At 37.2% G+C, this 13,390-nt stretch carries 8 protein-coding genes; all 8 read left to right on the forward strand.

All coding sequences use genetic code 11. The features are described 5' to 3' along the window. The coding region (locus ACSHWW_RS13915) for a beta strand repeat-containing protein (RefSeq protein ID WP_435683076.1) at nucleotides 1-4,215 on the forward strand (4,215 nt) is incomplete at its 5' end. Then, nucleotides 4,215-4,880 carry a hypothetical protein gene (locus ACSHWW_RS13920; protein WP_435683077.1) on the forward strand — a complete coding sequence of 222 codons (666 nt, stop codon included), beginning with the start codon at nucleotides 4,215-4,217 and terminating at the stop codon, nucleotides 4,878-4,880. The genes ACSHWW_RS13915 and ACSHWW_RS13920, both read left to right, overlap by 1 nt. Beyond that, nucleotides 4,864-5,946 (forward strand): hypothetical protein, encoded by a 1,083-nt coding sequence (locus tag ACSHWW_RS13925; protein ID WP_435683078.1) that lies wholly within the window; start codon nucleotides 4,864-4,866, stop codon nucleotides 5,944-5,946. The genes ACSHWW_RS13920 and ACSHWW_RS13925 overlap by 17 nt, the downstream gene beginning before the upstream one ends. A gap of 5 nt (nucleotides 5,947-5,951) precedes the next feature. After that, the gene (locus ACSHWW_RS13930) at nucleotides 5,952-7,097 is read left to right on the forward strand and encodes a gliding motility-associated C-terminal domain-containing protein (RefSeq protein ID WP_435683079.1); all 1,146 of its coding nucleotides are present in this window, start codon (nucleotides 5,952-5,954) and stop codon (nucleotides 7,095-7,097) included. A gap of 76 nt (nucleotides 7,098-7,173) precedes the next feature. Next, nucleotides 7,174-8,955: an AMP-dependent synthetase/ligase gene (locus ACSHWW_RS13935; protein WP_435683080.1), complete on the forward strand. Its 1,782-nt coding sequence runs from the start codon at nucleotides 7,174-7,176 to the stop codon at nucleotides 8,953-8,955. A gap of 72 nt (nucleotides 8,956-9,027) precedes the next feature. Further along, nucleotides 9,028-10,389, forward strand: coding sequence for an exonuclease domain-containing protein (locus tag ACSHWW_RS13940; protein WP_435683081.1), 1,362 nt, complete (start codon nucleotides 9,028-9,030; stop codon nucleotides 10,387-10,389). A 79-nt stretch (nucleotides 10,390-10,468) separates the two neighbouring features. Continuing rightward, entirely contained in the window at nucleotides 10,469-11,185 is a 717-nt protein-coding gene (locus ACSHWW_RS13945) for an SAM-dependent methyltransferase (protein WP_435683082.1), read from the forward strand. A 193-nt stretch (nucleotides 11,186-11,378) separates the two neighbouring features. Further along, the coding region (locus tag ACSHWW_RS13950; protein ID WP_435683083.1) for a PKD domain-containing protein at nucleotides 11,379-13,390 on the forward strand (2,012 nt) is incomplete at its 3' end.

The following is a 13,390-nucleotide window of genomic DNA, read 5'->3' on the forward strand; positions in this document are numbered from 1 at the left end:
GAAACCTTGACGACTTTGGTTCTTAACGCAGATGATACCAATCTAGATTATACGGATGAAGATGGTGTTACGACGCAATTGGACTTCACAGACTTGATTGCTAATCTGGAAACGATCACTACGCTAGTTGACAATACTGACGGTACTTTTACCTATACCAATGAAGCTGGAACTCCAATAACCATTGATACCAATGCTGCGGAAACATTGACGACTTTGGTTCTTAATGCAGATGATACCAACTTAGATTATACCGATGAAGATGGAACAACGACGCAGTTGGATTTCACAGACTTAGTTGCTAATCTGGAAACGATTACTACTCTAGTTGATAATACTGACGGTACTTTTACTTATACGAATGAGGCTGGAACGCCAATAACCATTGATACTAATGCTGCTGAAACTTTGACAACTTTGGTTCTTAATGCTGATGACACCAATCTAGATTATACCGATGAAGATGGTGTTACGACGCAGTTGGACTTCACAGACTTAGTTGCTAATCTGGAAACAATCACTACTCTAGTTGACAATACTGATGGTACATTCACTTATACTAACGAAGCTGGAACACCAGTAACCATTGATACCAATGCTGTCGAGACACTTACTACCTTAGTATTAAACGCAGATGATACCAACTTAGATTATACCGATGAAGATGGTGTTACGACTCAGTTGGATTTCACAGACTTGGTTGCTAATCTGGAAACGATTACTACTCTAGTTGACAATACTGATGGTACTTTTACCTATACCAATGAAGCTGGAACGCCAATAACCATTGATACCAATGCTGCTGAAACTTTGACGACTTTGGTTCTTAATGCAGATGACACCAATCTAGATTATACCGATGAAGACGGAACAACGACGCAGTTGGACTTCACAGACTTAGTTGCTAATCTGGAAACGATCACTACTCTAGTTGACAATACTGATGGTACATTTACCTATACCAACGAAGCTGGAACTCCAATAACCATTGATACCAATGCTGCGGAAACATTGACGACTTTGGTTCTTAACGCTGATGATACCAATCTAGATTATACCGATGAAGACGGAACAACGACGCAGTTGGATTTCACAGACTTGGTTGCTAATCTGGAAACGATTACTACTCTAGTTGACAATACTGATGGTACATTTACCTATACTAATGAATCTGGAACTCCAGTAACTATTGATACTAATGCTGCGGAAACATTGACGACTTTGGTTCTTAATGCAGATGATACCAATTTAGATTATTCCGATGAAGACGGAACCACGACTCAGTTGGACTTCACAGATTTAGTAGCTAATCTAGAAACAATCACTACTCTAGTTGACAATACAGATGGTACTTTCACCTATACCAATGAAGCTGGAACTCCAGTAACCATTGATACCAATGCTGTCGAGACACTTACTACCTTAGTATTAAACGCAGATGATACCAACTTAGATTACACCGATGAAGACGGAACAACGACGCAGTTGGATTTCACAGATTTGGTTGCTAATCTGGAAACGATCACTACTCTAGTTGACAATACTGATGGTACTTTTACCTATACCAATGAAGCTGGAACTCCAGTAACCATTGATACTAATGCTGCCGAGACCTTGACGACTTTGGTTCTTAACGCAGATGACACCAATCTAGATTATACCGATGAAGATGGTGTTACGACTCAGTTGGATTTCACAGACTTGGTTGCTAATCTGGAAACAATCACTACTCTAGTTGACAATACTGATGGTACTTTCACCTATACCAATGAAGCTGGAACTCCAGTAACTATTGATACCAATGCAGCCGAAACCTTGACGACTTTGGTTCTTAATGCAGATGATACCAACTTAGATTATACCGATGAAGACGGAACAACGACGCAATTGGATTTCACAGACTTGGTTGCTAATCTGGAAACGATTACTACTCTAGTTGACAATACTGATGGTACTTTTACCTATACCAATGAAGCTGGAACGCCAATAACCATTGATACTAATGCGGTAGAGACACTTACTACCTTAGTATTAAACGCAGATGATACCAATCTAGATTATACGGATGAAGATGGTGTTACGACTCAGTTGGACTTCACAGATTTAGTTGCTAATCTGGAAACGATTACTACTCTAGTTGACAATACTGATGGTACATTTACCTATACCAATGAAGCTGGAACTCCAGTAACCATTGATACCAATGCTGTCGAGACACTTACTACCTTAGTATTAAACGCAGATGATACCAACTTAGATTACACCGATGAAGACGGAACAACGACTCAGTTGGACTTCACAGACTTAGTTGCTAATCTGGAAACGATTACTACTCTAGTTGACAATACAGATGGTACTTTTACTTATACGAATGAGGCTGGAACTCCAGTAACCATTGATACTAATGTTGCTGAGACACTTACTACCTTAGTATTAAACGCAGATGACACCAATCTAGATTACACGGATGAAAACGGAACAACGACTCAGTTGGATTTCACAGATTTAGTTGCTAATCTGGAAACGATCACTACTCTAGTTGACAATACAGATGGTACTTTCACCTATACCAATGAAGCTGGAACTCCAGTAACCATTGATACCAATGCTGTCGAGACACTTACTACCTTAGTATTAAACGCAGATGATACCAACTTAGATTACACCGATGAAGACGGAACAACGACTCAATTGGACTTCACAGATTTAGTAGCTAATCTAGAAACGATTACTACTCTAGTTGACAATACTGATGGTACTTTTACTTATACGAATGAGGCTGGAACTCCAGTAACCATTGATACTAATGCTGCCGAGACCTTGACGACTTTGGTTCTTAACGCAGATGACACCAACTTAGATTATACCGATGAAGACGGAACAACGACTCAGTTGGACTTCACAGATTTAGTTGCTAATCTGGAAACGATTACTACTCTAGTTGACAATACTGATGGTACATTTACCTATACCAATGAAGCTGGAACTCCAGTAACCATTGATACCAATGCTGTCGAGACACTTACTACCTTAGTATTAAACGCAGATGATACCAACTTAGATTACACCGATGAAGACGGAACAACGACTCAATTGGACTTCACAGATTTAGTTGCTAACCTTGAAACGATTACTACTCTAGTTGACAATACTGATGGTACTTTTACTTATACGAATGAGGCTGGTGCAACTACAGTAATTTCAGTAAGTGCACTAGAAACCTTAACAACGCTCGTTCTAAACGCAGATGACACCAATCTAGATTATACGGATGAAGATGGTGTTACGACTCAGTTGGACTTCACAGATTTAGTTGCTAATCTGGAAACGATTACTACTCTAGTTGACAATACTGATGGTACTTTTACCTATACCAATGAAGCTGGAACGCCAGTGACCATTGATACTAATGCTGCTGAAACTTTGACAACTTTAGTTCTTAATGCTGATGATACCAATCTAGATTATACCGATGAAGATGGAACAACGACTCAATTGGATTTTACGGATTTAGTAACTAATCTGGAAACGATTACTACTCTAGTTGACAATACAGATGGTACATTTACCTATACCAACGAAGCTGGAACGCCAATAACTATTGATACTAATGCTGCTGAGACACTTACTACCTTAGTATTAAATGCAGATGATACCAATCTAGATTATACGGATGAAGATGGCGTTACGACTCAATTGGATTTCACAGACTTGGTTGCTAATCTGGAAACAGTGACTACACTTTCCCAAGATGTTTCTACTGGTATTATTACTTATACTAACGAGGACAGCACCGCACAAACTGCAAATGTAGTTAGTACCGATGCCGGTAATCAAATAGAAGTTGGCTCAGATGGCGGCGCATATTTGAACATGCCTACCATTTACGCCGCTGGTAAGATGTCAGGTGCAGGAACTTTATTATCTGATTTTGGTGTGAACACAGCCACTACAACTAGACTTAATGAAGGAGATTATAGAATTAACTTCACTACAGCTTTGCCTAATGCTAACTATATCATCCAGTTAACCATATTGGATTGTGATGGAAACTGTCCGCCAGCAGGTGGTTCTAATTATGATGATCCAGGCATTACTTATTACGGGCAAGATGTAAATGGATTCAATGTGAACATAGGTGATAATGATAATGGTGCCAGTCCTAAAATTGATATTGATTTAGAGTTCATGTTCACTGTAATTAGATTACCATAATGAATCGTTTTATGAGGAATAGATTGAGTTTAGTAATGATTTTGTTGGGTATCGCTTTCGCGAAAGCGCAAATAAACCCCAATTCATTACTCGGGCTACCACAATATACTACTACCGAAATCAATAGCATCACTGGAGTTCAAGAAGGCGCTCTAGTATATGACACCGATTTAAACAGAGTCCTCGAGTTTACCAATACGGGCTGGAGAGAAATACTGGTAAGTGGCAGTGTGGTAACTGTAGGAGCATTGGAAATAAACGCATCTGGTAATTTCACGATTTCAGGTTTACCATTTACTCCTACCAGTGTAACCTTTCATGCTTATGCAAACATTGAAACCGCAAATATCAACTCAGATAATGCTGTTGGAAATAACGATTCTGGTTTAGCAAATTCCTTCGGTTCCATGACTGGATTTGCTCGAGATGATAATGGAACAACCGTTCAACAAGTTATTTATGTAGGTGGAAGCGGGAATTCTATAAATGATATTTCTCGTTACGCCTCCAGCAATCACTGTATAGGAATAAGATATGGAAACCAAAATGGAGACGCTCTAGGACTACTTACAGCTCGTGTAACTAGTTTTACATCAGACGGTTTTGTTATTAATGTCGATAATTACATCGACGGAATACTTGTAATTTATGAAGCGCATCGATAGAAAATTATTAGGTTTAATGGTAATGATGTTGTGTTTCGCTTTCGCGAAAGCGCAAATCAATCCCAATACTTTAATGGGAATGCCCAAAATTGATACCATCGCAAATCTTGCCACAGTAACTAGTCCTACCGCTGGGTTGATGGTATATGTTGAAGAGGACGGAAAAGTATATGTATACAACGGTAATAGTTCCAGTTGGGAATCTACTAGTGGATCCAATTGGGAATTTGATGGAAATGCAGGTACGACCACAGCTGACTTTTTAGGAACTACAGATGACGTGAGAATGCAAATACGATCTAATGACTTACCTATTCTAGAATTTGGCCGTAGACAAACGCTTGGTTTGACCCAAGGTTTTCCAGATTATACTGATAATGATCAACCAATGGTCTATTTGAGAGGTAATAATGCGGTAGCGGCATTACAGTTTGTAGCATCTGGAGCTAATTTTTATAAACCTATGTTCTTTACCACGCCTAATGGAAGTTTTAGATTAAAGGGTAGTTCTGGTGGAACAGACTTATTTGAAATAGGAAGTGGTGGTCCAGCAAATGATGGAAGATTAGAATTTATCGTAGGTGATGACGGTCCTGAACCTATTATTTTCAAACGTTATGATTATAGACGTGGTCAGTTTAACAAAGAGTTTTTTAGAGTTCAAGGAAGTAATGGATCTGCTGATGCTACTACCCGATTCGGTATCAATTTGAATCCTCAAGAAGTCCCTGTGGATAGCGATTATGACGATAGTCAAGCAGGTTTTAATGTGGCTAATTCAACTTTACAAGTTCAAGGATCACTTTCTTTAAGTATATTAAGAACAACTGGTAATTTAACACTTACAGAAAATCACCACACGATTATCATTGATGGGAACCACAATATTACGTTACCAGCAGCCAGTAGTTGTACTGGTAGAATTTATGTCATTAAGAATCCGCAAAATGGAAATAGAACCATTTCAACATTTAGAAATAGCGGAGGAAACAACACTACAGTACTCACGGCAAATACCGTATTCTGGTTACAAAGTGACGGTACAGAATGGCAACAAATAAATTAGAAACGATGAAGTACTACTTACATATCTTCGTATTTTTTGCAAGTTGTAATTATGCATTGTCACAACAGGCTTTTGCAAATTATGGTAATCTTAAAATGCATCCTACATCGCAAGTTGGTTTCCATATCGATGTTATTAACGATGGTAACTCTTCTGATAATGAAGGATTGGCTGGTTTTTACAATCAAAATAGCACTTTAAACTTTAGTGGTGTGAATCAAATGAATTTTGAAGATTTTGAAGTAGATGTACTTGATGATTTAAACCTATTTACCTCTTTAGGAGTAACTGATAATGTATCCTTTACAAATGGGAGAATTAATACACCACGAGCAAATCAAAATACACTTTTTAAGTTCTTAAATGACAACACTTATAATGGAGCAAGCAATACAAATCACATTGATGGTTTTGCTCAGTTTGAAGGAGATTTTGGATTTCTATTTCCCGTAGGAGATGATTTTGAAAACAAACCGTTAGGAATTAATAACTTTAATGTTATTCATCAATTTCAAGCAGCTTATTTTAAGGAAGATCCTAACACACCTTCAACTTTTGGAGCAAGCTTCAATACTTCTAGCTTTGTACCTTCACTGGATGTGATTTCTACGGTTGAGTTTTGGTATTTTGATGGCCTTAAAGATGTAGACTTAACGCTTACATGGACTGCTTCTAGTAATATAGTCGCTACCGCAAATGACTTGAACGATTTAAGGATTGCAGCATGGGATGAAACCCTACAACAATGGATCAACTTAGGTAATGATGCCATTACTGGTGACTTTACTAATGGAACAATTACTGCTCGTGTTGCAAATAGTGAAGCATATAAAATCTATACCATTGCCTCTATTCTTAAAGCAGGAAATGAAATAACCGTTTTTAACGGGATGACACCCGATGGTGATGGACTCAATGATACTTTAATCATAAGAGGAATTGAAACCATACCTGATAATCAATTATTTATATATAATAGATGGGGTGTTCTTGTTTATCAAAAAGATAATTATGATAATTCCTTCAACGGTGTTTCAAATGGACGTAATACCATTAGTTCAGATTCACAACTAGGTGCTGGAACCTACTATTATATTTTAAAAATCCCTGAACAAGAAGATTTAGCAGGGTATTTCTATATAAATCGTTAATATCTATTTTATTTTTTGCAGTTTTAATAAGCTGCCTATTCCTTATATTTAGCATTACTAAACATTTCAGTAGAACATGCAAATTAAAAGACTCTTTGATTTCCCTAAATATCAGTTAGAAAATTTCCCTAGAGAAGACGCTCTAGTTACAAAGCATAATGGTGAATGGGTAAAAACATCCACACAATCATTTGTGGATCAAGCAAACGCTATTTCCCGCGGACTCATATCTCTTGGTGTACAACCACATGATAAAATCGCAATAATCTCATCTGTGAATCGTACAGAATGGAATATCGTGGATATAGGGATTATGCAAACTGGCGCGCAAGATGTACCTATCTACCCTACTATTTCTGAAGAAGACTATCAATATGTTTTAAATCACAGTGAATCAAAATACATTTTTGTATCTGATGATGAAGTTCGTGATAAGGTCATGAGCATTAAAGATCAAGTACCGTCATTAATTGAAGTGTATAGTTTTAATGATATTAAAGGTTGTAAAAGCTGGAACGAAGTAAAAGAACTAGGAGCTTCTCAAGAACATCAAGAAGAGTTAGAGAAAAGAATGGCGGCTATTAGTGAAGATGATCTGGCTACTTTAATATACACCTCAGGAACTACAGGTCGTCCTAAAGGTGTTATGCTTTCTCATAAAAACATTGCAAGTAATGCCATTACTAGTGCAGGTAGATTACCTCTAGAAATGGGGCAATCTAAAGCGCTTAGTTTTTTACCAGTATGTCATATTTATGAGCGCATGCTTCAATATATGTATACCTATACTGGAACTGGAATTTACTTTGCTGAGTCGATAGAAACGATATCAGATAATTTAAAAGAAATTAAACCTGAAGTAATGAGCGCTGTGCCTCGATTACTCGAAAAAGTATATGATAAAATCATTGCAAAAGGTACAGATCTTACTGGTATCAAGAAAAAATTATTCTTCTGGGCTGTGGAGCTCGGTCTAGAATGGGAACCGTATGGAGCAAATGGATGGTGGTATGAAAAGAAATTAGGCATTGCAAAAAAACTCATCTTCTCAAAATGGCAAGAAGCATTAGGTGGAAACCTATTAGCTATTGCTAGCGGTAGTGCTGCATTACAACCTAGACTCGCAAGAGTATTTAACGCCGCTGGAGTTCCAGTTATGGAAGGTTATGGTCTTACTGAAACTTCTCCCGTGATCTCAGTAAATGATTTACGAGAAGGTGGATTTAAGATAGGAACCGTCGGTAAATTATTACCTAATACAGACGTTCAAATCGCAGACGATGGTGAAATCATTATAAACGGTCCACAACGTATGTTGGGTTATTTCAAAGATCCCGAAAAAACAGCCGAAGCCATTGATGAAAATGGATATTTCCATACAGGAGATATAGGTGAAATAGATAGTGAAGGATTCCTAAAAATTACAGACCGTAAAAAGGAAATGTTCAAAACCTCTGGTGGGAAATATATAGCACCACAGCTTATTGAAAATACTATGAAACAAAGTCGTTTCATTGAACAAATAATGGTGATAGGTGAAGGAGAAAAAATGCCAGCTGCATTTATTCAACCTAATTTTGAATTCCTTGAGGACTGGGCAGAACGCAAAGGCATCAAGTTTAAAGACAAGAAAGATTTATGTTCTCAAGAACGCGTTAAGGAAAGATTCCAGCAAGACATTGATACTTTTAATGAGAAATTTGGAAAATGGGAACGTATTAAAAAGTTTGAACTCACTCCTGAGGCATGGACCATTGAAGATGGGCACCTCACTCCTACGTTGAAATTAAAGAGACGCATCATAAAAGCGCGCTACGCAGATTTGTATAACGCCATTTATGGTGATTCAAAAATCTAGAAACCAGAACAATAGTTAAGAGCAGCGCCATAGCGCTGCTCTTTTATTTTTAATGATTAAAGAACATATTCATTGTACGCAATAGTTGACGTAGAAACAACCGGTGGGAAATTTAATGAAGAAGGCATTACAGAAGTTGCCATCTATAAATTTGATGGACATGAAATAGTCGATCAATTTTCTAGTCTTGTAAATCCAGAGCGCAAAATTCAGCCATTTGTTGTTAAACTGACTGGAATCAATAATGAAATGCTCGTAAGAGCTCCCAAGTTTTATGAAGTAGCAAAGCGCATCATAGAAATTATGGATGGTGCGGTTCTAGTAGCACATAATGCAAACTTTGATTTCCGTATGCTGCGTGTGGAGTTTGAGCGACTAGGATATGAGTTTGATATAGAAACGCTCTGTACCGTTGAACTCGCTCAAAAGTTAATGCCTGACGAGGAAAGTTACAGCCTCGGAAAACTCACTCGTTCTCTCGGAATTCCTATTACAGATCGTCACAGGGCAACTGGAGATGCACTTGCTACCGTTAAGCTTTTTAAAATGTTGCTCAATAAAGACCTGGATAAATCCATTATCTCAAAGAGTCTTAAAACCATATCACGTAAAAAAGTAGAACCTAACCTTAAAAGGCTTATTGAAAAAACACCTTCAGTAATAGGTGTTTATTACATGTATGATTCAAATAATGAAATCATATATATAGGTAAGAGTAAAAACATAAAAAAACGAGCAACTCAACACTTTACCAGCCATCAACGTAGATCTCAGGAATTGCAAGAAATAGTTCATGATATTTCTTTTGAGAAATCTGGTAATGAACTCATAGCATTACTTAAAGAAAATATAGAAATTAAAAAGCACCAACCTGTATTCAATAAAGCTCTTAAGAAAAAGAACTTTACACATGGTTTGTATTCATCAGTAGATAAAAATGGTTATCTCCAGCTCAAGGTGAAGATTATAGGAAAGGACATGGATTATATAACGAGTTTTGGCTCATTAAAATCTGCAAAAGCTTTTTTGGAACGTTATTCTGAGTCTCATCAACTCTGTAAAAAAATGCTGGGTCTTGAAAAAACGACGAGCAGTTGCTTTAATTATGAACTCAAAGAATGTAAAGGCGCGTGTATTCAACAAGAATCTGTTCAGGAATATAATGTAAGAGTGCAGGAAGTTATTGATAAACATAGATTTACTAATCATAATATGATCATAGTAGATCGTGGTAGAGAAACAACAGAGCGCAGTGCTATAATGATAGAAAACGGCGTTATTCTAGGTTATGGCTTTGTCGATTTACAATTTCAAGTCACCCATCCAGATATCCTTAGAAAAGTAATCACATCTATACCAGATGATAGAGATTCTAGACACATCATACAGAGCTATTTGAGACACAAAAGGGTGAAAAAAATTATAGAATATTAATAAGTACGCTTTCGCGAAAGCGAGATTAAATAAACCAATAGCTTAACAATGACTTTTAAGCTAATCTATAACCAAAAATATGAGTCAAAAAGGTAAATTATATCTCATACCAGTAACACTGGGCGACATCAGTCCGTTTGAAGTATTACCTCTTTCCATTAAAAAAGTGGTAGAAAAAATCGATCATTATGTGGTAGAAAACGAGAAAACTGCACGACGTTTTATCAAGAGTGTTGTCCCTTCAAAGTCACAGCCAGGTTTAACATTATTTGCCATTAATAAATATACAGAACCTAGCGAGATACCATCATTCTTAGAACCTTGTTTAGCAGGGCACGATATGGGCGTGATGAGTGAGGCTGGTGTTCCTGGAGTAGCAGATCCTGGAGCAGACGTGATAAAAATCGCGCACGAAAAAGGAATTCAAGTCATTCCACTAGTAGGACCTAGTTCTATTCTCATGGCAGTAATGGCAAGTGGATTAAACGGTCAGAATTTTGCTTTTTGCGGTTACTTGCCTATAGATAATATGGAACGTCGCAAGAGAATAAAAGAGCTTGAAAGTCGTTCTTTTAATGAGCAACAATCGCAATTATTTATAGAAACACCATATCGCAATAATAAAATGATGGAAGAGTTATTATTACAGCTTCATCCTAGTACTCAAGTATGTATAGCTTGCGATATCACGTTGCCTACAGAATTCATAAAAACAATGTCTGTGAACCTATGGAAAAAACAAGTTCCTGAGTTACATAAAAGACCTACCATTTTTATGATTCATAAAAAAGATTAAAATTAATGGGATTATAGACGCAACTATTAAACAAAACCTGCATCTAAGATATAACTGATAAACCATTAACCTTAAAAAACCAAAGCAATAAGTTAATTGAGAGTGTCAATAACATTGTTATTAATCGATGAATTTTCATGTTCATAGAACTCATAAAATTGGCTTATTTTTCCATCTCTTAAAAACAACTCTTATGAAAAAGATTTTACTCACTTTTTTATTCATTTTACCATTACTATCTCTAGCTCAAGGTGAAGCTACTTGGTGGTTTTTTGGCACAAATGCTTCCGTCGATTTTAGTTCTGGAGTTCCGTTAGGTGCACCTTTAGGTTCTCTCGATACAGATGAAGGATGTTCTACCATATCAGATGAATGTGGAAGTTTATTAATGTATTCAGATGGAACTACTATTTGGGATCGGAACGGCGCTCCTATGCCTAACGGGACAGGACTTTCAGGAAACTCAAGTAGTGCGCAATCTGCCATTATAATTCCTGACTTACAAGTAAGTAATGTTTATTTTGTAGTAACCATTGGTTCAGGTGCTGGTTTAAGATATAGTATCGTAGATATGTCATTAAATGGAGGTTTAGGTGATGTAGTTCCTGGAAGACGTGACATACTTGTTCAACAAAACACACAAGAGAAAGTAACTGCTGCCTTAAATTCAAATGGTGACCGTTACTGGATTGTGACTTATGATGACCCTACCTATACTGCTTATAAAGCTGGTGGAGGATTAATAGATACTAACCCAGCAAGAGTTGTTAGCTCCACAGTCGCTGCGACAGGTACGCTTACGGATGCAAGAGGTTACCTTAGATTATCTCCAAACGGTACGAAAATAGCAAATACTTCTATTGGAAATCAAGGAACCGCATGGTTGTGTGACTTTAATAACACTACAGGTGTTGTAAACAATCCCGTTGCACTTTCTAATGGATCTAGCAACTCTAATCGTTTTTATGGTGCTGAGTTTTCTCCTAATTCTCAACTTCTTTATCTAAACGCAAATAGTCAAGATTCTGGTAATGGTTGTGGAGCGAATAATATTAGACAAGTAATTCAGTTTGAAATTAACGGTGCTGCTGGATGGAATACTACTCCAGTCGCATTAGGTAATGTTACTGGTGCAGCATCAGGTCGTGGTGCCTTACAATTAGGTATTGATGGTAAAATTTATCAAGCTAGAGTTTGTCAACCATGGTTAGGAGTAATTAGAGATCCTAATGCAGTCGGAACTGGTGCAAACTATGTTGATGATGGTGTTGCTTTAACTCCAGGTTCTCAATCTCGTGAAGGTTTACCACCTTTTATCACTTCTTTCTTTGAGCCTTCTTTCTTAGCAACAGATGCTAACCAAGGAACCGGTGGAGGAAATAATAATGCAACTACTGACTTCTGTGATGGAACTCCTATTCAGTTTGATTCTAGTGGTAGTGGTCTTTGTGCTACAGCAACCGTTTCTTGGGACTTTGGTGATGGTACGACAGATAATACTTTTAATCCTGTGCATACATTCCCTGCACCTGGAGATTACACAGTAACTTTAACTGTAACTAGTGGCTTCTACTCTAATACAGCTGTAGATGTAATAAGTATTTATGAAATACCTGTTGCAAATCCTGTTACAAATGTTGTGATTTGTGATGTGAATAATGACAACACAGAGGATTATGATTTAACAATCTTAGAATCTCCTCAAGTTATAGGAGCTCAAACTAATCCAGATTTTGTTGTGACTTACTTCTTATCTCAAAATGGTGCTGATAATAATTCAGGAGCGATCACAATGCCATTTTCATTTACAGCAAATATGACAACTATTTTTGCTCGTATTACTAATAATTTAAATGCTGCTTCTAGAGCATGTTTTGAAACTACTTCCTTTACAGTTACTCTTGATCCTGCACCAGTCGCAAATCCAGTAGCTGAATACCGTTTATGCGATGATCCATCAAACAATGGATCTGAAGTATTTGATTTAGCTTCTAGAAACCCAGAAGTTCTAGGATCTCAAACCGCAGCAAACTTTACGATTGAATACTTTGTCTCTCAATCAGATGCTGATCTAGGATCTATAGGTGGAGCTACTCCAGTTGCCGCTAACTACAGCAGTGGTGGACAGACGATGTATGTACGTATAGAAAATGCAACTTCTCCAGATTGTTATGATACAACCACTTTTGATTTAGTTGTAGATGA

Source organism: Nonlabens sp., from assembly GCF_051251825.1.
GTDB lineage: Bacteria > Bacteroidota > Bacteroidia > Flavobacteriales > Flavobacteriaceae > Nonlabens.

Coding starts and splice junctions, on each gene's coding strand:
- ACSHWW_RS13925 (WP_435683078.1), top strand. CDS start 4,864: ATGAAGCGCATCGATAGAAAATTATTAGGTTTAATGGTAATGATGTTG.
- ACSHWW_RS13920 (WP_435683077.1), top strand. CDS start 4,215: ATGAATCGTTTTATGAGGAATAGATTGAGTTTAGTAATGATTTTGTTG.
- ACSHWW_RS13945 (WP_435683082.1), top strand. CDS start 10,469: ATGAGTCAAAAAGGTAAATTATATCTCATACCAGTAACACTGGGCGAC.
- ACSHWW_RS13930 (WP_435683079.1), top strand. CDS start 5,952: ATGAAGTACTACTTACATATCTTCGTATTTTTTGCAAGTTGTAATTAT.
- ACSHWW_RS13935 (WP_435683080.1), top strand. CDS start 7,174: ATGCAAATTAAAAGACTCTTTGATTTCCCTAAATATCAGTTAGAAAAT.